Origin of the sequence: Rhizobium sp. MHM7A (assembly GCF_005862215.1) — a bacterium.
In the GTDB taxonomy this organism is placed as follows: domain Bacteria; phylum Pseudomonadota; class Alphaproteobacteria; order Rhizobiales; family Rhizobiaceae; genus Rhizobium; species Rhizobium bangladeshense.
In genome coordinates this window covers 184,874-209,744 of sequence record NZ_VCHT01000008.1, presented here as the reverse complement: position 1 = coordinate 209,744, position 24,871 = coordinate 184,874, and the positions used below count along the sequence as shown (strand labels likewise).

The following is a 24,871-nucleotide window of genomic DNA, read 5'->3' as shown; positions in this document are numbered from 1 at the left end:
TTCCATTGCTCAGGTATAGGCCTTACGTCAAATACCTTGACCAACTCTGCAACCAGAACGTAGATCATTGTTTTGTTGACTGTTTTCGCACATCTTTAGTCGCCGAGGCCGGTGCCCTGGACGGTCAACCCTCGGCAACTTGCACCGTCGACATCATCGAAATTGAGCCGCATAGTTGATGGCTAAGCCTTGCCCATCCGCATGAACATTGTCGGCGTCATCTCCGGCTTGCTCAGGCTGTATACCTCATAAGCCGCTTTCGGATCGTCCCCCATTCCCAGTGAGCCGGCAGGCATGCCCGGCACTGCAAGACCGGCAATACGGGGTTTCTCGCTCATGACCTTTTCGACGGCTTCCAATGGGACGTGTCCTTCGAAGAAGTAATCGCCCACCACAGCGGTGTGGCACCCCTGCATGTTTTCTGGGATGCCAAGCTTGGCCTTTATTGCCATGAAATCCTCATCGCGAACAACGACGTTGAAATCAGCGTCGGCCATGGCTTTCGACCAAGCCTCGCAACACCCGCAGGTCGGGTCCTTGTAGACGTCCATCCGGAGCTGGGATGCGGACGCAGGTCGAGTTATGGCAGCAATAGCACTTGTCGCCGCCAGGCACATGAAAGCTCTGCGTTTCATGCTCGTTTCTCCTTCCGTTGATATTCGATTTCGTCAGGCTCGGCAGTTGCGAAGCCTGCTTCAGAGAGCGACCATCCCTTTATCAATCCGTAGACGGCCGGGATGACGACCAGTGTCAGGATGGTTGAAGACACCATCCCACCGATCATAGGCACGGCGATCCGCTGCATGATCTCCGAGCCGGTTCCAGTGCGCCACAGGATCGGAAGCAGCCCGGCCATGATCGCGACGACCGTCATCATCTTGGGCCGTACGCGCTCGACTGCTCCAATCATGATGGCGCGGTTCAGGTCCTGCCGTGTGAAGTCCCTTCGTTCCGCGAGCGCTTCGGCCTTCTGCTCGTTCATCGCATGATCGAGATAGATCAGCATGATGACACCTGTCTCCGCGGCGACGCCCGCCAGTGCTATGAAGCCGACCGCCACCGCGACGGAAGCGTTGAAGCCCAGCCACCACATTAGCCAGATGCCGCCTACCAGGGCAAAGGGCAGCGACAGCATGACGATCATCGTTTCGGTCAGCCGCTTGAAGTTAAGATAGAGCAGCAGGAATATCAGGGCCAATGTCAGCGGGACGACGATTGTCAGCCGCGCTTTTGCTCGCTCCAGGTATTCGAACTGTCCACTCCAAGCGACGGAATAGCCGGGGGGCATCCTGACCTTGTTGGCGACAGCCTTCTGTGCCTCAGCCACGTAGCCGCCGAGATCGCGGTTGGCGATATCGACGAAGATATAGACGGCCAGTTGGCCGTTTTCGGTTCGGATCGTCGTCGCCCCACGTGTGAGGTTGACTTCGGCCACCTCTCCGAGGGGAACGTTCCCGCCGCCGGGCAACGAAACAAGGACGTCCCGTGCGATAGATTGAGGGTCGCTTCGGGTGGATCGCGGATAGCGGATCGCTACGCCGTACCGCTCCCGGCCTTCCACGGTCGAGGTCACGACCTCCGAACCTAGCGCCTTTCCTATCACAGTCTGAACGTCGTCTACAGTCAAACCATAGCGTCCGAGCGCGATCCTGTCGGGAACGATATCCAGATAGTAGCCGCCGATTACCCGCTCGGCATAGGCGCTTGAGGTGCCCCGGATCGTCTTCAGGACGGCCTCGATTTGCCGGGCCACCTTCTCCATTTCGCCGAGGTCGGTGCCATAGACCTTGACCCCGACGGGCGTTCTGATGCCGGTGGAGAGCATGTCGATACGAGCGCGGATCGGCATGGTCCAGGCATTCGAAACGCCCGGGAATTGCAGGGCCGCATCCATCTCCCGCTTGAGGCTTTCCGTGGTCACCCCTGGCCGCCACTGTGACTTTGGCTTCAAGGTGATGATAGTCTCGAACATCTCCGTCGGTGCCGGGTCCGTGGCAGTCAGCGCCCTGCCGGCCTTGCCGAACACGCTTTCAACCTCAGGGAAGGATTTGATGATGCGATCCTGCGTCTGCATCAACTCCGCCGCCTTGGTGACGGAAATCCCCGGCAGTGTCGTCGGCATGTACATCAGCGTGCCTTCGTCAAGGTTCGGCATGAACTCGCTGCCGATATGCTGAACAGGCCAGACGCTTGCGGCGAGGATCGCAACGGCGGCAAGGATCGTCAGCGTCTTCACCTTGAGCACTCCCGATATGATCGGTCGATAGACCCAGATCAGAAACCGGTTCAACGGGTTCTTATGCTCGGGAACGATCCGGCCCCGTACGAAGACGACCATAAGCGCCGGAACCAGCGTGACCGACAGGAAGGCAGCTGCCGCCATGGCGAAGGTCTTGGTGTAGGCTAGTGGACCGAAGAGCCGCCCTTCCTGCGATTCCAAGGTGAAGATCGGCAGGAAGGAAACCGTAATGACCAGCAGGCTGAAGAACAGCGCCGGCCCGACCTCGCTGGCCGCCGCCACCAGTACCTCGATCCTTGGCTTGTCCGGCGGCGCTCGTTCCAGATGCTTATGGGCATTCTCGATCATGACGATGGCGGCGTCGATCATCGCCCCGATTGCGATGGCAATCCCTCCGAGGCTCATGATGTTCGCACCGATCCCCAAGAATCTCATGGCGATGAAGGCGATCAGGATGCCGACAGGGAGCATGATGATGGCGACAAGAGCACTCCGCAAATGAAGCAGGAACGCGACCGTCACCAGCGCGACCACGATGGATTCCTCGACGAGCGTCCCTTTGAGTGTCTCGATGGCGGCTTCGATCAGCGTCGAGCGGTCGTAGACCGGAACGATCTCCGTCCCCGCTGGCATACTGGTCTTGACCCCGTCGATGCTCTTCTTGACGTTGTCTATGACGGTCAGTGCATTGGACCCGAACCTCTGGAGGACGATGCCGCTCGCGACCTCGCCGTCACCGTTCAATTCGGTGATCCCGCGCCTTTCATCCGGAACAAGCTCGACCCTCGCGACATCTGCCAGCCGCAGAGGCACGCCGTTAGTCGACTTCAGGGTGATGTTCTCGATATCGCTAACACTCTTGAGGTAGCCACGCCCCCGGACCATGAATTCGAATTCGGAAAGCTCGATGGTCCGGCCGCCAACGTCCGTGTTGCTTGCCCGGACGGCGTTGGCGATATCGTTCAAGGAGACACCCTGTGCTTTCAGGCGCGAGGGATCGACGACGATGGAATATTGCTTCACGAAGCCGCCGACACTTGCGACCTCGGCGACACCTTCGGACTTCGCGAGCCCGAAGCGGATCACCCAGTCCTGCAACGAGCGTAGCTCTGCAAGCGTCAGGTTCTGGGCGACAACTGCGTATTGATAGACCCAGCCCACACCAGTGGCATCGGGCCCAAGCGTTGGCGTGACCCCCTGTGGCAGTCGGTTCGACACCCCGTTCAGGTATTCCAGCACGCGGCTCCTTGCCCAATACGGATCGGTGCCGTCCTCGAAGATCACGTAGACGAAGGAGGAGCCGAAGAAAGAAAACCCACGAACGACCTTGGACTTCGGGACCGTCAGCATCGATGTCGTCAGCGGATAGGTCACTTGGTCTTCGACGACCTGCGGCGCTTGGCCGGGGTATTCGGTATAGACGATGACCTGGATGTCCGAGAGGTCGGGAATGGCGTCGAGCGGAAGGGACCGGAGTGCGTAGATACCTGAGGCAACCAGAAGTGCGGCGGAGACGAAGACAAGCAGAAGATTGTGCGCAGACCAGGAGATGGCTTTAGAGATCATGGCTTTGCCTCCTCGGTCATCGAACTCAACGCAGAATTCAAATTGCTCTCTGCATCGAGGAGGAAGTTCGCCGCAACGACGACCTTGTCGCCCGCGACGATGCCCTTGAGGATCTCCGTGTGCTCGCCGCCACGAACGCCTACGGAGACATCCTTGGGCTCGAAGCGTCCGTCGCCCTTGTCGATGAACACTACCCGGCGGTCGCCCGTGTCGATCACGGCGCTCGACGGAACACTAACCACAGGCTTGGGCGCACCCGCTTCGATCTCGACGTCGGCGTACATGTTCGCCAGAAGCAGTCCATTGGGGTTCGCCAACTCGATCCGGACCTTCGTCGTCCGCGTCTGCTCTTCGATCTGTGGATAGAACAAGCTGACAGTACCGGAGAACGACTGCCCAGGCAGGCTTCTAACCGAAACCTTGACCGGAGACCCGATCTTCACGGAGCCAATGTCGTATTCGGGAACTTCGGCAACGATCCAAACCGTGGAGATGTCGGCGATCTTGAACAGAGGGTCGCCGGGCTTCGCCATCATACCCGTGGTCGCCAAGCGCTCCAGGACGACCCCGTTGCGCGGCGACATGTAGTCTATGCTCGTCGGGACCTGGCCTTTTGCAGCAATCCCGTCGATGACCTCTTGAGGCACGCCGAGGTTCTTCAGTCGGAGCGCGGAGCCGCTTTCCGTTGCGCGGCCAGCGCTCCTTCCTGCCGCGAACTCTGCGCCGGCGGTCGCGATTTCCTGGGAGTAGAAGCTGAAAAGCTTCTGGCCCTTCGACACACGGTCGCCCGTCGTGATGCCAGCCACCTCATCTACGAAGGAGTCCGTTCGCATCGAGATGACGCTCACAAGCCTTTCGTCCCAGGTAACAGTTCCGGGAACCCGTACCTTCCGGGATATGGCCGCCATTTCGGCGACCGCAGTCTTCACGCCTGTCCGCTGCAGCTTGCCGAGGGAAACCTTGACCGTAGAAGCATCAGCCTGATCACCCTCGTAAACAGGAAGGTAGTCCATCCCCATGCTGTCTTTCTTGGGAACCTTCGACGTGTCCGGCAGACCCATGGGGTTGCGGTAATAGAGAATTTTGCGCTGTTCCTGTGCCTGCTCAAGCACGGGTGCGCTTTGGGAAGCGTCCTTCGCCGCCACGACGCCAGAGGCGTCGAAGCTGATGTCGGCAGTCTGCCTGACAGCGACGAAGTCACGGCCGTCGGCAGCCTTCTTGGCCTGGCGCGAATACTCGGGGCGACCATCGGGATGGCGGTAATAGATAATGCTTCCGGTGCCGACGGGGATCACCGGCTCCGCCTCTGCAGACGCCAACCTTAGCAAATAGTCGAGCTGTTGCTGGCCAACCCCAGTGGCACCAGCCAAGTACGCTCCCCCGCCGATCACGGCGAAGGAGGTTACGGCGACCAGCCATGTGGTCGTCTTCACGGGGTAGCCTTTACGACGACTTCACCATTCACGGTTTCGCCTTCGCCCTGCACCTTGGCCCCGATCTGAAAGCGCCAACCGCCTTCCATGCTGAGGTTCGTCTTGAACTTGTAGGTTCCGGGCTGCGAAGACGGAAGCTCCTCGACCGGGGTCGCCATCATCTCCATGCCCTCGGGAGCCATGTCCATCCGGGTCGTGAAAATGACCGCATCCGAGACGAGACTGCCCGTCCTCTTGTCGACGAGGCGTACGGAGACTTCGGCTGCCGGCCCCGTCTTCACCTCGGACGGGAAAAGCTGGAACTCATAGTCTTGTGCGCCAGCGTGGGCACCGGAAAGTGAAAGAGCGGCATAGGTGATTGTTGCGAGCAGCGCCCGCGAAAGGAGGTTGGTTTTCTTCATGTTTGACTACATCTATTTTGCGGAAAGCCATAGGCATGCCGCGAACAATGGTTGCCGAACGCGTCGTGGAACCAGCGTCAGCGTTTCGCAATTGTCGATATAGTCAGGCTCTTGGGGGTCGGGCGGGCGGCTCCGGGACAGCCGATGCCAAGCTGGCATCGCGGGAAACGCGGAAGGAGATGGCCAGAGGGAGCGCCAAATCGCCAGACGGCAGCTGCAGAGGATGGACAAAGACCATTGAGGCGCAGATCAGCGCCAACGGGCAATTCTTCTGGCAGTCAGGCGCAACGGGCTGGGCTTTGGGGCAGCACGGCATGTCGTCCGCCGCCCCTGCCGTTTCCGTTTCAGCCGCAGACATGTGCATATCGGGCATCGAGTTCGACACCGACATACTAGCCGAAGAGGCCATCGCGCTTTCGGCAACGCCGATGCTCACCGGGCCAAACACGACCCCGAGCATTGCGAGCACGCCAAGCATGCGCTGGAACACGAAGATGACCCTCATACGACTATTCTGGCACGCGGTTTTCGCCTCGGGCAAGTGGCACACGAAAGATTGAACGTTGCGTTAACCTCCATCCGTCATAGTGAGAAGGCTTACAGAGGCATACATCCCACCTTTTTCTTCTTGGAATGGATGGCTATTTGAGAGAGCTCAGGCCGGTCGCCAAGCCAGTGTAGGACCCGGCCCTCTCCCTCGCCCCCCTGAATTGGGCTTCCGGGCCCGCCATCCCGCGACCGCTGTCGCGCGGCAAGGGGTTAACAAACGGCCTTCGAGCACCACAAATTTAAAATGCCGCTTTTTCAAAGTTCGAGCGCCGAAAGCGCCCTGTTTTCAGGGCTCCTCGGCGGTCGACTCAATACAACCTGCTCAAAAAAGTTGTCAAAGGTGCTGACGTACGAGTCAGATATACGTGACGAACTACATCAGATCCTCGAGAGCGCCTGCTCGAGATCGGCGATGATGTCCTTGACGTCTTCGATCCCGACGGAAAGGCGCACCACGTCGGGTCCGGCACCGGCGGCAATCTTCTGCTCGTCGTTCAACTGCCGATGCGTTGTCGAGGCCGGATGGATGACGAGCGAGCGGGTGTCGCCGATATTGGCAAGGTGGGAGAAGAGTTCAAGTCCTTCGACCAGCGTCTTGCCGGCCTCATAACCGCCCTGGACGCCGAAGGTGAAGACGGAGCCTGCGCCCCTGGGCGAATAGCGCTGCTGCAGGGCATGGTTCGGATCGTCTTCAAGGCCGGCATAATTCACCCAGGCGATCTTGCTGTGCGCCTTCAGCCATCTCGCCACGGCGATGGCATTGTCGCTGTGGCGCTGCATCCTGAGAGGCAGTGTTTCGATACCGGTTAGGATGAGAAAGGCATTGAAGGGCGAGATCGCCGGCCCGAGGTCGCGCAGGCCGAGAACGCGGGCAGCGATCGCGAAGGCGAAATTACCGAATGTCGCGTGCAGCACCATGCCGTTATATTCCGGCCGCGGGCTCGAGAGCATCGGATAATTGCCTGACTTCGACCAGTCGAAGGTGCCGCCGTCGACGATGAGGCCCCCCATGGAATTGCCATGGCCGCCGAGGAATTTCGTCAGCGAATGCACGACGATATCGGCGCCGTGTTCGATCGGACGGATGAGATAGGGTGTTGCCATCGTGTTGTCGACGATCAGCGGCAGGCCATTGCGATGCGCGACGTCGGCAATCGCGGCGATATCGACGAAGGTACCGCCCGGATTGGCAAGGCTCTCGATAAAGATGCCGCGAGTCTTGTCGTCGATCTGGCTTTCGAAGCTCGCCGGATCGGCGGAATCGGCCCAACGCACCTGCCAGCCGAAATTCTCGAAAGCATGGCCGAACTGATTAATCGAGCCCCCATAGAGCTTGCGGGCGGCGATGAAATTTTCTCCTGGGCGCATGATGGTGTGAAAGACGATCATCTGCGCCGCGTGGCCGGAGGCGACGGCAAGGGCTGCCGTGCCGCCTTCGAGCGCGGCGACGCGCTCCTCCAGCACGGCCTGCGTCGGGTTCATAATGCGGGTGTAGATGTTGCCGAACGCCTGCAAGCCAAATAGGGCGGCGGCATGATCGGAATCGTTGAAGACGAAAGCGGTCGTCTGATAAATCGGCGTTACCCGCGCGCCGGTCGCCGGGTCGGGCTGTGCGCCCGCGTGGACCGCCAAGGTGTTGAATCCAGGATCATTCTTGGCCATCTCGCCCTCCAATTATTGCTGACGGGCAGGATCATAGCCTGCCGGCAGCGAAAGTTAACCGCGATCCGTTTTAAGCCTTGGGCGTTCGGTGGAAAATCCGTCTCAGCGCAGCCCTGCTCAGGCAATGAGACGGGGATATTCGATCGCCGGGCAGCGGTTCATAACCACTTTGATGCCGGCAACCTCCGCCTTTGCCGCCGCGGCATCGTCGCGGACGCCAAGCTGAGCCCAGATGACCTTCGGCAACGGCCTCAGCGCCAACGCCTCCTCGACGATACCATCGAGATATTCGGAGGCGCGAAAGACGTCGACCATATCAATCGGCACCGGAACGTCGGCAAGCCGGGCATAGACGGTGCGGCCCTGGATCTGTTTGCCCGCCTGCCCCGGATTGACGGGTATGACCTCGTAGCCGCGCGACAACAGATAACCCATGACGCCGTTGCTCGGTCTGGCCGGATTGGGCGAGGCACCAGTCAACGCGATGGTCTTTACCGACTGCAGGATTCCGGCGAGATAATCATCCGTGTAGACGTCGTGATCCATTTCCGTTTCTCCATTCCGGGAATGCCTTTGAGCCCGCCGGCATTTTTCGCATTTCGGTTAAACCGGCTGCACATGTTTTGCGTATATAGCAGTTGAATGGCCCTGAGGATGATTCAATGAGAAAAATTGCTCTTGCCCTTCATGCTTGTGCTCGCCGCTACGCCGGCATTGGCGATCTCGCGCCGCAACAGTAATTATTGTGACGCGACCGCTTAGCGGAATGGACGCATATCCCTGCAAAGGACGATCCCCGCTGCCCCGTTTTGAACTGCCAAAGCATAGACAACCTTGACGGGATGCTTTCCATTCCGCATCATCAGCTTTGACATTTTTGCGCCGTGGCTGCGGCAGGCTGCATACGCGTTTCGCGTTTGCGAATAGGTTTCCGGCTCAATCGCGCGCTGCGATTTATCCATCATGATACAATCATAAGCTTTATAATTCACGTATGTCAAAGTTATAGAATAATATCTGTATTTCAGCAACATAGAAAGATCCACTCGTGAATTCCCCCAGTCTGTTTTCTTGTTATGTTCACTGCAAGATCACTTTATGTTCTCGCGTCCATTAGAAACATCTCATAGTTGAGAAGATCGCGTGGATTGAACGCATATCGCGCGCACGTAAAAATTGTCGACAGACCCCGCCATTGTCTGGGTATTGAAAGGGTGGTATTGGAGCTCGGAAAGCATCCGCACCCGCGGCAATGCATTTTCGTGCAAATCCCAGTTGTCTTTCCAAAAGTTTGCCCTGTTGGACGAAGCGCTTGCCTTCCTCCGCGCAGCACCGGATTTATCCATTGCCCCTCGACGTCATCCTGCTCGTTCTGTTCGGTGCGTTCCTGCATGCGACATGGAATGCGATCGTCAAAGCGGGAAGTGATAAATCCCTTGATGCGGCGCTGATTTCGGCCGGCGGCGCAGTGTCAGCTTTGCCGTTTCTGGCATTTTTGCCATTGCCGCAAAGCGCTGCCTGGCCGTTCATCGGCGCTTCGGCCATCCTGCAGTTCGCCTATTTCCAGCTGGTAGCCGCGGCCTACCGAGCCGGTGATATCGGCCTCGTCTATCCGCTGATGCGTGGTTGCGCGCCGTTGCTGGTCGCTGCGACAAGCGGTGTTGTCCTGCGGGAAAACCTTTCCGGCGCCGCTCTGGCCGGTATCATGACGATTTCAGCCGGCGTCCTGACGCTCGCCCTGGAGGCTCGGCGAAATAGCGGCCGTGCGATCGCCTTCTCCATTGCCAATGCTTTCGTCATCGCCTGCTACACCTATGTCGACGGCATCGGCGCGCGCCTTTCAGGCAATGCGGTTTCTTATACGTTGTGGATGTCGCTGCTACCGCCCATGCTGTTGTTTGTGTGGGCGGCGTCCCAGCGCGGCAGCTTGATGGTGCTGCGTCACGTTCGCCGCAACTGGTGGCGTGGTCTTATCGGCGGCGCGGGATCGATTGCATCCTACGGACTGGCACTTTGGGCGATGACGAAGGCGCCGGTGGCGACGGTTGCCGCACTACGGGAAACTTCGATCCTTTTTGCGCTGGTAATCTCCGTTGCGGTATTCAAGGAAAAAGCAGGTATCTGGCGTTACGTCGCCGGCATCGTCATCGCGATGGGCGTGCTGTTTCTGAAACTCGCCTGATCATTCGCCCTTCCATTCCGGCTTGCGTTTGCCGAGAAAGGCGCCGATCCCTTCCTGCGCATCCCGCGTCAGCATGTTCTCCACCATAACCCTGGAGGCGTAGTCATAGGCCGCCGCCACCGGCATTTCGAGCTGGCGATAAAACGCTTCCTTGCCGATTTTCAGGATCAATGGCGATTTGCCGGCAATCACGGCTGCATACTTGGAAACGACCTGCGCGAGATATTGCTTCGGCACGATCCGGTTGACGAGGCCGAAATCCTTGGCGGTCGAGGCGTCGATCGTTTCGCCGGTCAAGAGCATCTCCATAGCCTGCTTGCGGTGCGCGACACGGGAAACGGCGACCATCGGCGTCGAACAGAACAGGCCGATATTGACGCCCGGCGTGCAGAAGGTCGAAGTGTCGGTGCAGATAGCCAGATCGCAGGAGGCGACGAGCTGACAGCCCGCAGCCGTTGCAAGCCCATCGACCTCGGCGATGACAGGTTTTGGCAGATGCGCAATCTTCAGCATCAAATCGGCGCAGAGCCGGAAGCTCTTCTCGAAGAAAGCGCCGCCCTGATCTTCGTCGACGCGATGGGCCGTGAGTTCCTTGAGGTCATGGCCGGCGGAAAAGACGGCGCCGGTCGAGGCGATGACAACCACGCGCACATCCAAATCCACCTCCGCCTTTTCGAGCTCGGCCATCAGCGCTTCGAGAAGCGCGATCGACAGCGCGTTTGCGGGCGGGTCGTTAAGCACGAGCCGCAGCACGCCGTCGTGCAACGAGCGGAGCAACAATCCCTCCGTTTTGCCTGCTTCCTTTCGGAAGGATACGATCTCGGCCATGATGGGTGCTCCCTGCGCTCGATTTCCATCTAGCCGTTCTGCCACAAGGCGCCGCCAATTTCGAGCAGGATCCTGCCCTGCCCCGCCGCCGCCGTCTGGGTCAGAACCAGAACCATGATTTCGACGTCTCCGCTTTCACCTGCGCAGGGGTGAGACCGATGTCGCGAAGTTCGTCATCGCTGAGGTCCGAGAGCCTACGGCGGCTGCGACGCTTTTCGAGCCGACCCTCGATGGCCGCCAGTAGCCACCAGCCCAGGCGCCTCATCGCGCGAAGTTTCAGCCGAAGGGCGTCGCGCGGTGTCTCTAGGATTTCGCCAAATTCCACAGTCATCTCTTGATCCTTTCCTGGTGGAGGAAAGATGCGCTGGAAGGCGCGCCAAAAGAAGCTTATGGATATTATGATATGCATAAGGATTTCTTTGGTATGCCCCTTAACCTCGATCAGTTGGCAACCTTCATCAATGTCGTCGATCTCGGAAGCTTTACGGCCGCCGCCGACAAGGAAGGCGTGACGCAACCGGCCGTGAGCCTGCAGATCAAAGGGCTCGAACAGCGGCTCGGCGTCAGGCTGATCGAGCGCGTCGGACGGCGGGCGCAACCGACGGCGGCGGGCCTCGACCTGCTTTCTCATGCAAGGCGTCTGCTTCAGGAAGCGGCCACGGCGGAAGAAGCGATGATGCCCCACAGGGATGGCGCCAGCGGACGGGTGCGCATCGGCAGCGGCGGCACGGCCTCGATCCATCTGCTTCCCGGCGCCATCGCCGCCGCACGGAAATCCATGCCCGGCCTCGAAATCACCGTCTCCATCGGCAATGCAGACGATATTTTGCGCGATCTGGAGGCCAACAGTCTCGACATCGCCGTCGTGGCCCTGCCGGCACCGGGACGGAACCTGGAGATCGAATCCTTCTACGAGGAGGAATTGCTGGCCGTCGCCCCCGCGGGCAGCCCGGTGCCCGAGGGTGGACCGGACGCCGCCTTCATGCGCGACAGGACACTGCTCCTCTATGAGGGCGGCAATACGAGGCGGGCAATCGACGCGTGGCTGGCCGCCCCGGAAACCAGGATGCGACCGGCGATGGAGTTCGGCAGTATCGAGGCAATCAAGGAGCTTGTGGCGGTCGGACTCGGCTGGTCGATCCTGCCGGGGCTGGCGGTGAAGCGCGACCGAGGCAGGCCCCTGACGACGTCGTCGCTGCAGCCGAAGCTGACACGCCGCCTCGGCATAGTTCTTCGCCGCGACAAACATCTGACACGCGGCCTTCGGGAGGTGATAAAATGTCTGCGTGCGTTGGGAGATTAGCGGTCGCCCTCGGCCAAAGCGCGCTCTCCGAAAGGGGCAGGCCGACGTGAAAAATGTCAAATTCGGCAGATTTTCAAGCGACAAATTTGAGGTATGATAACACCACACCAGTAACTCGTTGTTTTTCTTTTAGTTTTTTTTGAGCGACCGCAGAGCCCGATATTGACCCTATGTCACATCCGCTTTATACACCGCGCCAGAACGCAGCCTATCCGGGCTGCTTTCTTTTTGGCACGTTCGCGCTTGCCAATCCAAGCAACAAGAAACGCCCTTCCAGCCTTCGGGCCAAGGGTCCCAAAAGAGAGTATTCACTATGGCAACCTTCTCTCAGAAGCCTGCAGAGGTGGAGAAGAAGTGGGTGATCATCGACGCCGAAGGGCTGGTCGTTGGCCGTCTCGCTTCCATCATCGCTATGCGCCTGCGCGGCAAGCACAAGGCAACCTTCACCCCTCACGTTGACGACGGCGACAACGTCATCGTAATCAATGCCGACAAGGTCGTTTTCACCGGCAAGAAGTATTCCGACAAGGTCTACTACTGGCACACCGGTTATGCCGGCGGCATCAAGGAACGCACCGCACGCCAGATCATCGAAGGTCGCTTCCCGGAGCGCGTCCTCGAAAAGGCGGTCGAACGCATGGTTCCGCGCGGCCCGCTCGGCCGTCGCCAGATGAAGAACCTGCGCGTCTACGCCGGCTCCAACCATCCCCATGAAGCCCAGCAGCCGGTCGCCCTCGACGTTGCCGCGCTCAACAAAAAGAACGTAAGGAGCGCCTGATCATGGCTGACCTCTCCTCCCTGAAGGATCTCGGCACGGCTTCCGAAGCTGCTGCTCCGGCCCATGTCCGCAAGGTCGATTCGCTCGGCCGCTCCTACGCCACCGGCAAGCGCAAGAACGCTGTCGCCCGCGTCTGGGTCAAGCCGGGCTCCGGCAAGATCATCATCAACGGCAAGGAATTCGCGGAATATTTCGCCCGTCCGGTGCTGCAGATGATCCTGCGCCAGCCGATCGTCGCGGCTGCCCGTGATGGCCAGTTCGACATCGTCGCAACCGTTGCCGGTGGCGGCCTGTCCGGCCAGGCCGGTGCGGTTCGCCACGGCCTCTCCAAGGCGCTGACCTACTTCGAACCGGGCCTGCGCTCGGTGCTGAAGAAGGGCGGCTTCCTGACCCGCGACAGCCGCGTCGTCGAACGCAAGAAGTACGGCAAGGCGAAGGCCCGCCGTTCGTTCCAGTTCTCCAAGCGTTGATCGCTTCGGACAGACGGAATTACGAAGGCCGGGGAAACCCGGCCTTTTTGTTTGCTGGTTTGAAGAAACTCCTGGGATCGCCTGCGCCGGCCACCATTGCCGCATCCCGGTTCTGCTGGTAGAAATCCGGCAAAGCGCTTCGCGAACGGGCGAACCCGCAGCCAAGGTCGCATCATGGGAACAACCAAGTCCGCAGACAACTAAGCCGCAACAACTGCGCTGTTGTTGCGGCATCTGTCCCAGCAAATCCTGATGAAAAGACAGATTGCCGCCGAATGAATCATTTGAGCGGATCTTACCCATGTCTTATCCGAAAATTCCGTCCTGGAATTATTCCGTGCCTGCAGCCATGTTGCTGATGGCTCCTTTCGACATCCTCGCGTCGCTTGCCATGGACATCTATCTCCCGGTCGTGCCGATGATGCCCAAGGCGCTCGGCACCTCGCCGGAAGTCATCCAGTTGACCCTCAGCCTTTATATGCTCGTGCTCGGCGTCGGCCAGATCGTCTTTGGTCCGATCTCCGATATCGTCGGGCGACGGCCCGTGCTGCTCGGAGGGGCGGCGCTCTTTGCTCTTGCATCCTTCCTGCTTGCCGGGACCTCCTCCGCGTCGCTGTTCATTGCCCTGCGATTGCTGCAAGGCATCGGCGCCTCAGCGGCGCTGGTCGCCACCTTCGCGACGGTGCGCGACGTTTACGCGGAACGGCCGGAAAGCAGCGTGATCTACAGCCTGCTCGGATCCATGCTATCGTTTGTGCCTGCGCTCGGGCCGATCCTCGGAGCGCTGATTGCCGAGCGCTATGGCTGGCAAGCGATCTTTCTCGTTATCGGCCTGCTCTCGATCGTCGCAATTCTCAATGCCGGTATGCGGTGGCATGAAACCCGCCCGACTACTGCGGCGGCAACCATCGCATTGCGCCCGATCTTCGCGAGCTTCCCCTTCTGGATCTACACGGCCGGCTTCAGCGCGGCGATGGGAGCCTTCTTCGTCTTCTTCTCGACCGCGCCGCGCATCCTGATCGATCGAGCCGGCTTTTCCGGCTTCACCTTCAGCGTCATCTTCGCCTCGGTGGCATTGGTGATGATCGCGACGGCGCGCTTTGCCAAACGCTTCGTCAGACGCTGGGGCATCGCCGGCAGCCTCGCAAGAGGCATGGCGATGCTGCTACTCGGCGCGGTGATGCTCGCCACGGGAGAGATGTTTCTGCAGGCGCCGCTTGTCGGCCTCATCCTGCCGATGTGGATCATCGCGGTCGGCATTGTCTTTGCGACAGCCGTCACGGCCAACGGTGCGCTCGCGGCTTTCGGCAATACCGCGGGAACGGCCGTGGCGCTCTACTTCTGCGTGGAAAGCCTGCTGGTCGGTATTGCAGGCACATTGTTCGTATTTCTGCTCGATGGCGACACGGTCTGGCCGCTCGCTGGTTACACCGGCGCGACAGCGCTGATAACGCTAGCCGGATTGCGCCAGCTCCCGAAGAAGGCAATCTGACGAAGCTGCTGCGGAATGGCGGCAGAGCGGTCGTCAGCGAGGGATCGCTTGAAATCTCGGCACACCTCGCCTACCCCTTACCTGTCCCGAAAGGAAACATCAGTTCCTTTCGGGGCAGGATCAGGCAGACGCCGACCGGCGGCTTGGTCGCGACCGGTGGCCGGACGATATAAGGGCGACATCGAAAGCGACTAAGTTGGCGCCCACAGAGAAGGAGCCCCCCTTGGCGAACAGGACCATCGATCATGCCTTCACGGCGACCAGCCTCACTTCGGCTGCCAGCGATCCCACCTTTGCCGGCGCTTTGTCCTTCATGCGCCGTCGCTTCACCAAAGAACTTGCCGGCGTCGATGTCGCCGTCTGGGGCATCCCCTTCGACGCCGCCACATCGAACAGGCCGGGCACGCGCTTCGGTCCCCAGGCGATCCGGCGCGCCTCGGCGGTCTTCGACAACGACGCGCAATATCCCTTCAACCGCGAACTGTTTGCCGACATGGCCGTGATAGACTATGGCGATTGTCTGCTCGACTACGGCAACCATCAGGACACGCCTGCTGCCATCGAACGCCAGGCCAACGCGATCCTCGAAAGCGGCGCCTTTCTGCTGACGCTCGGCGGTGATCATTACGTCACTTGGCCGCTGCTGAAAGCCCATGCGGCCAAACATGGCCCTCTCGCACTCGTGCAGTTCGATGCTCACCAGGACACCTGGTTCGACGAAGAGCGGCGCATCGACCACGGTTCCTTCGTAGCGCGGGCAGTGCGCGAGGGCATAATCGATCCTGACCGCTCGATCCAGATTGGCATCCGCACCCATGCGCCGGAGGATTGCGGCATCAATATTCTCTATGGTTATCAGGTCGAAGACATGAATGCCGGCGACATCGCGTCGGCGATCATCTCTCAAACTCGCGGCGCCCCCGCCTATCTCACCTTCGATATCGATTGCCTCGACCCCGCCTTCGCCCCGGGCACCGGCACGCCCGTTGCCGGCGGTCCGTCGAGCGCCAAAATCCTCTCGGTGCTGCAGCGCCTGCATCAGCTCGATGTCCGCGGCGCCGATATCGTCGAGGTGTCGCCGCCCTACGATCATGCCGATATCACCGCCATTGCGGGGGCGACGGTGGCAATGTATATGCTGGGGCTTCATGCGGAGCGACGCGCCATCGCAGCTTCACACGACTGACTCATCAGTCTCACAAATTGAATCCGGAAACGTTCAGAACCTCTTGAAAGCGCAGGTCTAACATGGCACCGAAAATCTTCATCGACGGCGAACACGGCACTACGGGTCTACAAATCCGCACGCGCATGGCCGGCCGCCGCGATGTCGAGCTTCTGTCCATTCCAGAGGCCGAGCGGCGCAACGCCGCCATGCGCGAGGACATGCTGAACAGCGCCGATATTGCCATTCTATGCCTGCCCGACGACGCGTCGAAGGAAGCAGTCCAGATGGTTTCGGCCAATAATAACGTCCGCGTCATCGACACCTCGACGGCCTTTCGCGTCAACCCGGGCTGGGCCTATGGCTTCGCCGAGATGGACAAGGAGCAGGCCGGGAAAATTGCTTCGGCCCGCTTCGTCGCCAATCCCGGCTGCTATCCAACGGGCGCCGTCGGCCTGATCAGGCCGCTGCGCGCTGCCGGCATTCTGCCGGATGGCTATCCCGTCACGGTAAACGCGGTTTCCGGTTACACCGGCGGCGGCAAGCAGCTGATCGCCCAGATGGAAAATCCGGATCATCCGGACGCGATCAGCGCGCCGCATTTCCTTTACGGCCTTCCCCTCACCCACAAGCACGTGCCGGAGATGACCGTGCATGGTCTGCTCGGCCGCGCGCCGATCTTCTCGCCGTCGGTCGGCAAGTTCGCGCAAGGCATGATCGTACAGGTGCCGCTGCATCTCGGCGATCTCGCCGAGGGCACGACGATGGAAAGCATCCACGCCGCGCTCGTCGCTCATTATACCGGGCAGGACATAGTCACCGTCGTGCCGCTCGCCGAAAGCAAGGCGCTGCCCCGCGTCAACGCCGTCGAACTCGAGGGCAAGGACACGATGAAGCTCTTCGTCTTCGGTACGCCGGGCGGTTCCCAGGTCAATCTGGTGGCGCTGCTCGATAACCTCGGCAAGGGCGCTTCCGGTGCTGCCGTGCAGAACATGGACCTGATGCTCGCCAGCTGAGGTCATGATGCTGGATAGGCTTGTCGCCGACATGCAGGCGTGGTTTGCCGCCGCCCTGCCCGGTCACGGCATCTACGCGTTGATGGCATTTGCCTTCATCGCCGGGCTTGCCCGCGGCTTTTCCGGTTTCGGCGCAGCCCTGATCTTCATTCCGCTCGGCGGCGCCATCATCGGGCCGAAGCTGGTCTCGCCGATCCTGCTCGTCATCGACGGCATTGCCACCCCGGGATTGATCCCACCCGCCTGGCGCAATGCCAACCGCTCCGAAGTCTTCGTCATGGCGGCGGGTGCTGCGCTCGGCGTCCCGGTCGGCACGGCGCTGCTTGCGCTTCTCGACCCGACGCTCCTGCGCTGGAGCATCACGGTCATCGCCATCTGTCTGCTCGCGCTCCTCGTATCGGGATGGCGCTACCAAGGCGCGCCGTCGGCGCCGCTCAGCAGTGGCGTCGGCCTGATCGCCGGACTTTTCAGCGGCGCTGTGCAGCTCGGCGGACCGCCTGTCGTCGCCTATTGGCTAGGCGGCAAGAGCGACTTCACGCGGGTCAGAGCGAATGTCGTGCTCTATTTTTCGATCTCCTCCGTCTTCAGCGCCATCAGCTATTATATCGGCGGATTGTTCGTGCCCGCCGTCTTCGCCCTCACCGCCGTCATCCTGCCGAGTTATGCGCTCGGTCTCTTTGGCGGCTCGAAGCTGTTCGGGCTTGCCGAGGAGCGGACCTTTCGCATCGCCTGCTACGTGCTGATTGGGGCCGCCGCCATCATCGGAATGCCGCTGCTCGACGGCGTGCTGCGATAGAACGAATGAAGGCTTCTCGCTGTCAATCGCGTTCGCTGATCATTGTCTCGTGCGGGTATTCCCCGTAAAAGCCGCGCCAGTTGGCGACGGCGAAACCGAATACAACAAGCGCACCGGCCTGATGCAGCAGCCCCCAGTGAAGCGGCACCTGCATCAGCAGCGTGACGATGCCGATCGCCGCCTGAACGGTAACCAGAACGAAAAGCAAGCCGGCGCGACGGGCATGGGTGGTCCAAGGTGCCGCGCGAAGGGCGATCACCATGTTGATCAGCACCAGTGCGAAGAGCGTATAGGCGCCGATGCGGTGGATGAACTGCACCGCTTTCGGGTTCTCGAAGGCATTGATCCAGAAGGGCTGCTGAATCAGCAGATCGGAGGGAATGACGGCGCCGTCCATCAGCGGCCAGGTATTGTAGGTAAAACCGGCGTCGAGCCCCGCCACCAGCGCGCCAAGATAGATCTGGAACAGCGCGAAAACGGCGATCACGGCAGCAAAGCCGCGCGAACTGCGCGCCGGCGCCGGATCGTCCGAATGAGGGGAGAGACCGCGCATGATCCACATGCAGCCGGCAAAGATCAGGCAAGCCATGACGAGATGGGTTGCCAGCCGGTACTGACTGACGTCGGTGCGGACCGACAGGCCGGAAGACACCATCCACCAACCAATAAAACCCTGCAGGCCGCCAAGGGCAAGGATACCGACAAGCGGCCAGCGCAGGCGTTTCTCGATGCGCCCCGTCAGCCAGAAATAGAGGAGCGGCAGCGCGAAGATCACGCCGATGCCACGGGCGATCAGCCGGTGCGCCCATTCCCACCAGAAGATGCCTTTGAACTCGTCGACGGTCATGGAACTGTTCAACTGCTGAAACTCGGGAATGCGCTGGTAGAGGCGGAATTCCTCTTCCCATTCGGCGGCCGACAGCGGCGGAATGACGCCATGAATCGGCTTCCACTCGGTGATCGACAGGCCGGAATTGGTCAGCCGCGTTGCCCCGCCGACAAGCACGAGACAGAAGAGCGCCAAGAGCACGACGCCGAGCCACAGCCGCAAGGCGCGGCGATTGCGGTTCTGTTTGCCTACTTCGGTCAGGATCGCCTGTTCCATGGTGGGGTTCGCGACGGCCATGATGTCTCCTTCTATCCGGCAGTTGATTTGCCCCACCAGCTCATGCAAAACAAGCCCCGAAGCTTTGCGGCATGCCGTCGCGCCGCTCCACGTTACCCATACAAGAGATAAGCAATGCCCGTCCGTCTCCGCAAATTCATCGGCACGATCCTTATCATCGTGCTCGTGCTCGTCTATGCGCTGGTGGCGAACACGGTCGCGGTGGCGACGCTCGGCAACGTCCCCTGGTGGGGGCACCTGCTCTACTTCCTGCTGACCGGCCTGCTTTGGGTCTTGCCGGCAATGTTGATCATTAAATGGATGGCCGGGCCGCGCCAGCAGTAAGCATTAACGGCCGAATAACCGTGATCGGCGGAAAACCTCGCCGATGGACGGCCGTTAAACCAATTATACGTCCCGCATACCTACCTTCCCGTTCAGCATTTTGACCGGAGAAGTTCCCGTGCAGACGCAAAAGCTCGATGTTGATGAACAGCCGTCAGACGATGGCGCGCTGGCCGATATGGCAATCTCACGCCTACGCCAGGTGAGCATGAAACTTGCCATGGCAAAAATCGACATCTCGGTATTCGATGCGATGCAGCCGCTGGAGGATGATTGGCGGGCCTTGGAGACGGACGATCTCCACTCCCTTCATCAGAGCTACGATTGGTGCGCCGCCTGGGTAAAAGCCTTTCAGCGGCCGCTGGCGATCCTCACGGGCACCTATGCCGGAGAGACGGCCTTCATTCTGCCGATCGAGATCGTCAAATCCCGTGGATTGGCCGTCGCGAAGTTCATCGCTGCCGATCACAGCAATATCAATACCGGTCTGTTTTCGGGGAACTTTGCCGAAAGCGGCGGGAGCATCGACGCGGAGAAATTCGCGGGGCAGCTTCGGCACGCCTTAAGGGGTTACGCTGATCTGTTGCTGCTGCAAAACATTCCGTTGGAATGGCGGGGGCGGCAGACCCCGCTCACCGGACTGCCGATGGTGCAGAACCAGAACCACGCTTATCAATTACCATTGCTCTCCAATTTCGACGAGACGCTGAAACAGTTGAACGCCAAGAGCCGGCGTAAGAAATTCCGCGTTCAGTCGAGGCGTCTGGAAGCGGTCGGTGGTTTCGAATACATCATCCCCGAAACGTCGGAAGAACAGCACCACTTGCTCGATGTGTTCTTCCGCCTGAAGAGTATCCGCTTCGCAAGGCTTGGCCTGCCCGACGTCTTCGCCGATCCGGAGACGCAGAGCTTCCTGCATGGCCTCATCGACAAGCGGGATGATAGAAGACAGTATTTCGGGCTGCAGATGCATGCGTTGCGGCTGAAGGGCGAGAATAAGGACCGGATCGCTGCGATCTCGGGCATTTCGCGCAAGGGCGACCACGTCATCTGCCAGTTCGGGGCGATTGACGAAGATCTTGTGCCCGATACGAGCCCCGGCGAATTTCTCTATTGGCAGACCATCGCGGGACTGCATGGCAGGGGTGTCGCGCTGTTCGATTTCGGCCTCGGCGACCAGAGCTATAAGCGTTCCTGGGCACCCGTTGAGACCGCGCATTATGACGTGGTCCTGCCGGTCTCCCCGTTCGGGGTCGCCGCCGCCGCCGCGCACCGGATCGTCACCCGCGGCAAGGCTCACATCAAGGCGCGTCCGAAACTCTATAAGCTCGCCCAGGGCATCCGCGCACGGATCGGCTGACATAGCTGGCCATTTTTCGCGACGGCTCTAGGCGGCCTGTCCGATCTCCTGCTCGTCCGCCTGGCCGGCAGACATCAGCACGACGCGCTCGTAACCCGCCGCCTGGAATTCCGTCATCAGGGCAACGAAGATCGTCTCCTCCAGCTGCGGCAGCGAGAGGATGATCTCGACATCCCGGCTGCGCGTCAGCCGCGAGACGCCGGCGACATCGGCCGCACCGCATTCGACTACCACGAGGTCGTAGGCGGCGGCGAGCGCATCGAGCAGCAGCGACAGCCGGTCGACACCGCGCATGGCGCGCCGCGCGTCGCTCTGACCCTGCGGGATCAGATGGGCATCGGAAAGGCGATCGCCATGAATCGTATCTCCAAAGGCGGCCTCGCCGCACAGAAGGTCAGTAACGCCGAGCGCGGACTGGTCCTCTGCCATCAGTTCTGTGGGATAGCCGGAGCCGGTCATGTCGATCAGAACCACGCGCCGGCCGGCATCGGCGAGCATGCGGGTCAACGAAACCGTCGCAGCCGAGCCATTGTCACCAGTCGGAGATATGGCGATCGCCAGCGGTGCGCGGCTATCGGTCAGATAGTCCGCAACAGAGGCAATGGAGAACTCGTTGTCGTCCTCGGGCACCTCTTCGGCAGCCTCCACGTCGTCGACCTCGTCCGTTCCATCATCATCCGTGACAACGGCGAGCATGCTCGGCTGGACGGGCCTCCTGACGGCAGCAATGGCCACAGCGGCTTGCGGCACATCCTTCTCCTCGGCGACCGTTTCCGCTTCGATCGTGTCACGCGACGCATCGACGGGACGAAGCGCCCGGCCGCTGAAGAGTTCGGCGAGCATGGTGACGATGGCACTCAGGATCAGCGTCGCGACGGCCGCGACGACGACGATCGGCACCACCTTCGGGAAATAGGGATCGACCGGCTCAATGGCCCTGGAGACGATACGGGCGTCCGCCGGGCTCGAATTGCTGTCGGCGCGCGAGGCGGCTTCGCGGTAGCGAACGAGATAGGTTTCGAGCAGCTGGCGCTGGGCGTTCGCTTCGCGCTCAAGTGCGTTGAGCCCGACCTCATCTTCGCCGGCACGAGCGCTGTTGGCTTGCACTGTATCTTTCTGGCGCTCGAGTTCGCTCGCGCGGAGGTCGGCAACCTTCGCCTCGTTTTCAATGCTAGCCAGTATCTTCTGCGTCTCCTGGCGAATTTGGCCGCGGATATCGGAGAGCTGGGCGCGCAGACTCTTCAGCCTGGGATGACTGTTGAGAAGGCTGGTCTGCAGATCTGATATTTGCGATTGCAGGCCCGATTCCGTCGCCTTCAGACGCTGGATCGCCTGAGAGGATATGATGTCAGGCAGCGTGTCGGACGCTTCTCCCGATGACAGCGCATTGCGCACCGCCTGTGCCCTCGCCTCGGCATTGGCCTTGTCGCCCCGCACGCGGGTGAGTTCTGCGGAGATGTCATTAAGCTGCTGGGCGGGAAATGTGGTCGTGCCGTTCGTCTGCAGCAGACCGTGGGTGGTGCGATATTCGGCAACCTTCTTTTCGGCCTCGCTGACCCTCTGTCGCAGGTTTTCGATCTCCGGCTCAAGCCAGCGCGTCGCTTCCGAATTGGAATCGAGCTTGGCGCCGCTCTGAGTGGAAAGATAGACATTCGCCATAGCGTTCGGAATGGTGGCGGCGAGCTTCGGATCCTTTGACGTGAAATTGATGCCGATGACGCGCGAACCCGGCACCTGGTAGACCTGCAGCCGCTCGACGAAAGCGTCGATTACCCGTTCTTCCGGCGGGTTCTCCATCGGGTTCTTCTTCAGATGCAGCTTCACGAGGATGCTGTTCATAGCCGAGCCGTTGGCGGCGTCGTCGAATTCCGGCAGATCATAGAGCTTCAGGTCGTTGATCACCTTCTTAAGGAGATCGGCAGATTGCAGGAGCTGCACCTGGCTGGCGATATTCAGTTCGTCCATCAGTGGGCCGGCGCCGGCGTCGTTCGCCTGCTGGGTGCTGGCAAAGGCCGGCGCGCGGGGCTCGATGAGAATGCGTGTTTCGCTGCGATATTGCGGCGAGATGAGCTTGGCGCCGGCAAAGGCGACGCCGGCCGCCACGAGCGTGATCGTCAATATCCTGAGCCGGCGCGCCCAGACGGCGCGAGCCAACTGGCCGAGGTCAATGTCCACATCCTGATCACGCACTACGCCGGACATGCTCTTACTCCACAACAAAGGTGCCGCAAGAGTAAACGACCATGGTAACTCAACGGTTAATAATGATCTTGCCAAGAAATAGCGCGGGGCGGCAAAGAACTCGGAAATTGTCGCGCGTCTTTTACCAGGCATTAACCCTAACGGATCGATAACGACTGCACCAAGTTCATTTTCTGTGAGCACAAGCGGATGTCTGTCGCCCCGCCCAATATCCTTTTGGCCCTGAGCCTTGCAGCCATGACGGCAGCATTGGGCGGATGCACGACGTACAAGCCGGCTCCAAAGGCCTTCAACGAGGCGACCATCCAGCCCTACACGCTCGACAGCGGCGACCGGCTACGCATCACCGTCTTCGACCAGCAGAGCCTGACCAACACCTACACGGTGGATCAGGCCGGCTATATTGCCTTCCCCCTCATCGGCCAGGTCCCTGCCCGCGGCCGAACCCTGCAGCAACTTTCAGGCCAGATCGCCCAGAAACTGCAGCAGGGCTATCTTCGCGATCCGGACGTCACCATCGACGTCGACCGTTACCGCTCGATCTTCATCATGGGCGAAGTCGGCCAGCCCGGCCAATATGCCTATGTTCCTGGCATGACGGTGCAGAACGCCATTGCGGTTGCCGGCGGCTTCACCAGCCGCGCCAACCAGAGCATGGTCGACGTTACCCGCAAGATAAACGGGCAGGTGCTGACCGGCCGCATCAACATATCCGGCCCGATCATCGCCGGCGATACGATCTACGTACGCGAACGGCTCTTTTGAGTAATGGCACAGGAAAAGCCGCTCCGCATCCTCCACTGCTTCAGGTCGCCGGTCGGCGGGATTTTCCGCCATGTCCGCGACCTGGTCGAAGAACATAGCAAGGCAGGCCATGACATCGGCATCCTCTGCGACAGCTCGACCGGAGGCGAGCACGAGGACAGATTGTTCGACGATATTCGTCCCTACCTGTCGCTCGGCCTGACGCGGGTGCCGATCCGGCGCTCTGTCAGCCCGTCCGATATCGCGACGATGTGGGACACATACAAGAAGATCAAAAGTTTGCGGCCGGATGTGCTGCACGGGCACGGCGCCAAGGGCGGCGTGCTCGCGCGACTTGCCGGCTCAGCCTTGCGGGTGAACAGGTATCGCGTAGCCCGCCTCTATACCGCGCATGGCGGAAGCCTGCATTATTCGCGCTCCTCGCTCAGCGGACAATTCGTCCTCAGGATGGAACGCCTGCAGGAATATTTCACCGATGCGCTGGTCTTCATCTGCGAGTATGAGCGGGACACCTACATGCGCAAGGTGGGCAAGCCGCGGACGAAGACGAAACTGATCTATAACGGCATCGGAGACCGTGAATTCGAGCCGATCCACACCCGGTCGGATGCCGTGCATTTCATCTATGTGGGAATGCTTCGGGACCTCAAGGGTCCCGATCTGTTTGTCGATGCCTTCGCCAAGACCGAGCGGCTGCTCGGCAGGCCCCTTTCGGCGCTGATGATCGGCGACGGACCTGACCGAGACCGCTACCGCGAGATGATGGTCGAACGCGGTCTCGGCAAACGTATCGGGATGCTGCCGGCAATGCGCGTCCACGAAGCCTTTGCCATGGCGCAAAATCTCGTCGTCCCGTCTCGCGCCGAAGCCATGCCCTATATCGTGCTCGAGGGGCTCGGCGCCGGCAAAACGATCATTGCAAGCCGCGTCGGCGGCATTCCCGAGGTGCTCGGCAAGGACAGTCCGGCCCTTGTAGAGCCCGGCAATTCCGACGATCTTGCCCGCGTCATGGCGGAAGCGTTGAGTACGCCTGGCTGGCACTCCAGAACAATGCCGCCGCGCGAAGCAATAAAGGCTGTGTTCTCGTCGACGGTGATGGCTCAGGATGTCCTCAAACTGTACCATGAGCTGGTCAATCCCACCGCCGGACAAGCAATGTCCGGCGCGCCGTAAATATTTCTTAGGGGCTTTCTGGTATTTCGCTTGCTGACAAC

23 protein-coding genes and 1 pseudogene are annotated in these 24,871 nt (G+C 60.4%); 14 read left to right on the top strand and 10 right to left on the bottom strand.

What is annotated here, in order from left to right:
- Window positions 1-182: 182 nt before the first annotated feature.
- From FFR93_RS24745 to FFR93_RS24730, 4 genes are read right to left on the bottom strand one after another with little or no spacing between them, the layout of a single operon-like run.
- A complete protein-coding gene (locus FFR93_RS24745; protein WP_138395119.1) occupies window positions 183-635 on the bottom strand; it encodes a DUF411 domain-containing protein in 453 nt (150 codons plus the stop codon).
- Window positions 632-3,805 carry a CusA/CzcA family heavy metal efflux RND transporter gene (locus FFR93_RS24740; protein ID WP_138395118.1) on the bottom strand — a complete coding sequence of 1,058 codons (3,174 nt, stop codon included), beginning with the start codon at window positions 3,803-3,805 and terminating at the stop codon, window positions 632-634. The genes FFR93_RS24745 and FFR93_RS24740 overlap by 4 nt, the downstream gene beginning before the upstream one ends.
- Window positions 3,802-5,238: an efflux RND transporter periplasmic adaptor subunit gene (locus tag FFR93_RS24735; RefSeq protein ID WP_246661362.1), complete on the bottom strand. Its 1,437-nt coding sequence runs from the start codon at window positions 5,236-5,238 to the stop codon at window positions 3,802-3,804. Before FFR93_RS24735 ends, FFR93_RS24740 begins: the two co-directional genes overlap by 4 nt.
- Entirely contained in the window at window positions 5,235-5,639 is a 405-nt protein-coding gene (locus FFR93_RS24730; protein ID WP_138395117.1) for a FixH family protein, read from the bottom strand. The genes FFR93_RS24735 and FFR93_RS24730 overlap by 4 nt, the downstream gene beginning before the upstream one ends.
- A gap of 179 nt (window positions 5,640-5,818) precedes the next feature.
- Here FFR93_RS24730 and FFR93_RS41015 point away from each other — a divergent pair, with 179 nt between their 5' ends.
- Complete coding sequence (locus FFR93_RS41015; protein WP_171049250.1) at window positions 5,819-6,199, top strand: hypothetical protein; 381 nt, start codon at window positions 5,819-5,821, stop codon at window positions 6,197-6,199.
- A 367-nt stretch (window positions 6,200-6,566) separates the two neighbouring features.
- Here the strand turns inward: FFR93_RS41015 and FFR93_RS24720 are convergent, their stop codons facing one another.
- Window positions 6,567-7,850 (bottom strand): O-acetylhomoserine aminocarboxypropyltransferase, encoded by a 1,284-nt coding sequence (locus tag FFR93_RS24720; protein WP_138395115.1) that lies wholly within the window; start codon window positions 7,848-7,850, stop codon window positions 6,567-6,569.
- A 117-nt stretch (window positions 7,851-7,967) separates the two neighbouring features.
- Window positions 7,968-8,396 (bottom strand): CoA-binding protein, encoded by a 429-nt coding sequence (locus FFR93_RS24715; RefSeq protein ID WP_138395114.1) that lies wholly within the window; start codon window positions 8,394-8,396, stop codon window positions 7,968-7,970.
- 141 nt (window positions 8,397-8,537) lie between these two features.
- On the opposite strand from FFR93_RS24715, the pseudogene FFR93_RS41590 reads away from it, so the two are divergent.
- Window positions 8,538-8,722, top strand: a pseudogene (locus FFR93_RS41590) (hypothetical protein).
- Window positions 8,723-9,195: 473 nt separating this feature from the next.
- Window positions 9,196-10,032 carry an EamA family transporter gene (locus tag FFR93_RS24705; RefSeq protein WP_138395113.1) on the top strand — a complete coding sequence of 279 codons (837 nt, stop codon included), beginning with the start codon at window positions 9,196-9,198 and terminating at the stop codon, window positions 10,030-10,032.
- Here the strand turns inward: FFR93_RS24705 and FFR93_RS24700 are convergent, their stop codons facing one another.
- Both FFR93_RS24700 and FFR93_RS24695 read right to left on the bottom strand, forming a co-directional pair.
- Window positions 10,033-10,860, bottom strand: a complete 828-nt coding sequence (locus tag FFR93_RS24700) for an enoyl-CoA hydratase (RefSeq protein WP_138395112.1) — start codon at window positions 10,858-10,860, stop codon at window positions 10,033-10,035.
- A 100-nt stretch (window positions 10,861-10,960) separates the two neighbouring features.
- On the bottom strand, window positions 10,961-11,191 hold the full coding sequence (locus tag FFR93_RS24695; RefSeq protein ID WP_138395111.1) for a DUF1127 domain-containing protein: 231 nt from the start codon (window positions 11,189-11,191) through the stop codon (window positions 10,961-10,963).
- Between the two features lie 72 nt (window positions 11,192-11,263).
- On the opposite strand from FFR93_RS24695, the gene FFR93_RS24690 reads away from it, so the two are divergent.
- The 7 genes from FFR93_RS24690 to FFR93_RS24660 all read left to right on the top strand — a co-directional run bounded on the left by FFR93_RS24690 (window position 11,264) and on the right by FFR93_RS24660 (window position 17,880).
- On the top strand, window positions 11,264-12,163 hold the full coding sequence (locus FFR93_RS24690) for a LysR family transcriptional regulator (RefSeq protein ID WP_171049248.1): 900 nt from the start codon (window positions 11,264-11,266) through the stop codon (window positions 12,161-12,163).
- 313 nt (window positions 12,164-12,476) lie between these two features.
- The gene (rplM, locus tag FFR93_RS24685) at window positions 12,477-12,941 is read left to right on the top strand and encodes a 50S ribosomal protein L13 (RefSeq protein WP_012483399.1); all 465 of its coding nucleotides are present in this window, start codon (window positions 12,477-12,479) and stop codon (window positions 12,939-12,941) included.
- 2 nt (window positions 12,942-12,943) lie between these two features.
- Complete coding sequence (rpsI, locus tag FFR93_RS24680; RefSeq protein WP_047616469.1) at window positions 12,944-13,411, top strand: 30S ribosomal protein S9; 468 nt, start codon at window positions 12,944-12,946, stop codon at window positions 13,409-13,411.
- Between the two features lie 301 nt (window positions 13,412-13,712).
- Complete coding sequence (cml, locus tag FFR93_RS24675; RefSeq protein ID WP_138395109.1) at window positions 13,713-14,903, top strand: CmlA/FloR family chloramphenicol efflux MFS transporter; 1,191 nt, start codon at window positions 13,713-13,715, stop codon at window positions 14,901-14,903.
- A gap of 223 nt (window positions 14,904-15,126) precedes the next feature.
- On the top strand, window positions 15,127-16,089 hold the full coding sequence (gene speB / locus FFR93_RS24670) for an agmatinase (RefSeq protein ID WP_064711195.1): 963 nt from the start codon (window positions 15,127-15,129) through the stop codon (window positions 16,087-16,089).
- A 62-nt stretch (window positions 16,090-16,151) separates the two neighbouring features.
- On the top strand, window positions 16,152-17,084 hold the full coding sequence (gene argC / locus FFR93_RS24665) for an N-acetyl-gamma-glutamyl-phosphate reductase (RefSeq protein ID WP_138395108.1): 933 nt from the start codon (window positions 16,152-16,154) through the stop codon (window positions 17,082-17,084).
- A gap of 4 nt (window positions 17,085-17,088) precedes the next feature.
- Window positions 17,089-17,880 carry a sulfite exporter TauE/SafE family protein gene (locus FFR93_RS24660; RefSeq protein WP_138395107.1) on the top strand — a complete coding sequence of 264 codons (792 nt, stop codon included), beginning with the start codon at window positions 17,089-17,091 and terminating at the stop codon, window positions 17,878-17,880.
- A 22-nt stretch (window positions 17,881-17,902) separates the two neighbouring features.
- On the opposite strand, the gene FFR93_RS24655 is transcribed toward FFR93_RS24660, so the two are convergent.
- A complete protein-coding gene (locus FFR93_RS24655; protein WP_138395106.1) occupies window positions 17,903-19,006 on the bottom strand; it encodes a COX15/CtaA family protein in 1,104 nt (367 codons plus the stop codon).
- A 114-nt stretch (window positions 19,007-19,120) separates the two neighbouring features.
- Between FFR93_RS24655 and FFR93_RS24650 the strand changes: the two genes are divergently transcribed.
- Both FFR93_RS24650 and FFR93_RS24645 read left to right on the top strand, forming a co-directional pair.
- Window positions 19,121-19,330: a DUF2842 domain-containing protein gene (locus tag FFR93_RS24650; RefSeq protein ID WP_064706896.1), complete on the top strand. Its 210-nt coding sequence runs from the start codon at window positions 19,121-19,123 to the stop codon at window positions 19,328-19,330.
- Window positions 19,331-19,448: 118 nt separating this feature from the next.
- Window positions 19,449-20,690 carry a GNAT family N-acetyltransferase gene (locus FFR93_RS24645; RefSeq protein ID WP_138395105.1) on the top strand — a complete coding sequence of 414 codons (1,242 nt, stop codon included), beginning with the start codon at window positions 19,449-19,451 and terminating at the stop codon, window positions 20,688-20,690.
- Between the two features lie 27 nt (window positions 20,691-20,717).
- Here the strand turns inward: FFR93_RS24645 and FFR93_RS24640 are convergent, their stop codons facing one another.
- Window positions 20,718-22,892: a Wzz/FepE/Etk N-terminal domain-containing protein gene (locus FFR93_RS24640; RefSeq protein WP_138395104.1), complete on the bottom strand. Its 2,175-nt coding sequence runs from the start codon at window positions 22,890-22,892 to the stop codon at window positions 20,718-20,720.
- Between the two features lie 189 nt (window positions 22,893-23,081).
- On the opposite strand from FFR93_RS24640, the gene FFR93_RS24635 reads away from it, so the two are divergent.
- Both FFR93_RS24635 and FFR93_RS24630 read left to right on the top strand, forming a co-directional pair.
- Entirely contained in the window at window positions 23,082-23,657 is a 576-nt protein-coding gene (locus FFR93_RS24635; RefSeq protein ID WP_064706893.1) for a polysaccharide biosynthesis/export family protein, read from the top strand.
- Between the two features lie 3 nt (window positions 23,658-23,660).
- Window positions 23,661-24,830 carry a glycosyltransferase gene (locus tag FFR93_RS24630; protein WP_138395103.1) on the top strand — a complete coding sequence of 390 codons (1,170 nt, stop codon included), beginning with the start codon at window positions 23,661-23,663 and terminating at the stop codon, window positions 24,828-24,830.
- Window positions 24,831-24,871: the final 41 nt, after the last annotated feature.

Bases quoted from the DNA above. Each gene is read 5' to 3' on its own strand.
- argC (WP_138395108.1), top strand. From the start codon at position 16,152: ATGGCACCGAAAATCTTCATCGACGGCGAACACGGCACTACGGGTCTA.
- FFR93_RS24650 (WP_064706896.1), top strand. From the start codon at position 19,121: ATGCCCGTCCGTCTCCGCAAATTCATCGGCACGATCCTTATCATCGTG.
- FFR93_RS24635 (WP_064706893.1), top strand. From the start codon at position 23,082: ATGTCTGTCGCCCCGCCCAATATCCTTTTGGCCCTGAGCCTTGCAGCC.
- FFR93_RS24745 (WP_138395119.1), bottom strand. From the start codon at position 635: ATGAAACGCAGAGCTTTCATGTGCCTGGCGGCGACAAGTGCTATTGCT.
- FFR93_RS24730 (WP_138395117.1), bottom strand. From the start codon at position 5,639: ATGAAGAAAACCAACCTCCTTTCGCGGGCGCTGCTCGCAACAATCACC.
- FFR93_RS24720 (WP_138395115.1), bottom strand. From the start codon at position 7,850: ATGGCCAAGAATGATCCTGGATTCAACACCTTGGCGGTCCACGCGGGC.
- cml (WP_138395109.1), top strand. From the start codon at position 13,713: ATGTCTTATCCGAAAATTCCGTCCTGGAATTATTCCGTGCCTGCAGCC.
- rplM (WP_012483399.1), top strand. From the start codon at position 12,477: ATGGCAACCTTCTCTCAGAAGCCTGCAGAGGTGGAGAAGAAGTGGGTG.
- FFR93_RS24660 (WP_138395107.1), top strand. From the start codon at position 17,089: ATGATGCTGGATAGGCTTGTCGCCGACATGCAGGCGTGGTTTGCCGCC.
- FFR93_RS24690 (WP_171049248.1), top strand. From the start codon at position 11,264: ATGCATAAGGATTTCTTTGGTATGCCCCTTAACCTCGATCAGTTGGCA.
- FFR93_RS24655 (WP_138395106.1), bottom strand. From the start codon at position 19,006: ATGGCCGTCGCGAACCCCACCATGGAACAGGCGATCCTGACCGAAGTA.
- FFR93_RS24695 (WP_138395111.1), bottom strand. From the start codon at position 11,191: ATGACTGTGGAATTTGGCGAAATCCTAGAGACACCGCGCGACGCCCTT.
- FFR93_RS24700 (WP_138395112.1), bottom strand. From the start codon at position 10,860: ATGGCCGAGATCGTATCCTTCCGAAAGGAAGCAGGCAAAACGGAGGGA.
- FFR93_RS24640 (WP_138395104.1), bottom strand. From the start codon at position 22,892: ATGTCCGGCGTAGTGCGTGATCAGGATGTGGACATTGACCTCGGCCAG.
- FFR93_RS24630 (WP_138395103.1), top strand. From the start codon at position 23,661: ATGGCACAGGAAAAGCCGCTCCGCATCCTCCACTGCTTCAGGTCGCCG.
- FFR93_RS41015 (WP_171049250.1), top strand. From the start codon at position 5,819: ATGGCCAGAGGGAGCGCCAAATCGCCAGACGGCAGCTGCAGAGGATGG.
- FFR93_RS24715 (WP_138395114.1), bottom strand. From the start codon at position 8,396: ATGGATCACGACGTCTACACGGATGATTATCTCGCCGGAATCCTGCAG.
- rpsI (WP_047616469.1), top strand. From the start codon at position 12,944: ATGGCTGACCTCTCCTCCCTGAAGGATCTCGGCACGGCTTCCGAAGCT.
- FFR93_RS24740 (WP_138395118.1), bottom strand. From the start codon at position 3,805: ATGATCTCTAAAGCCATCTCCTGGTCTGCGCACAATCTTCTGCTTGTC.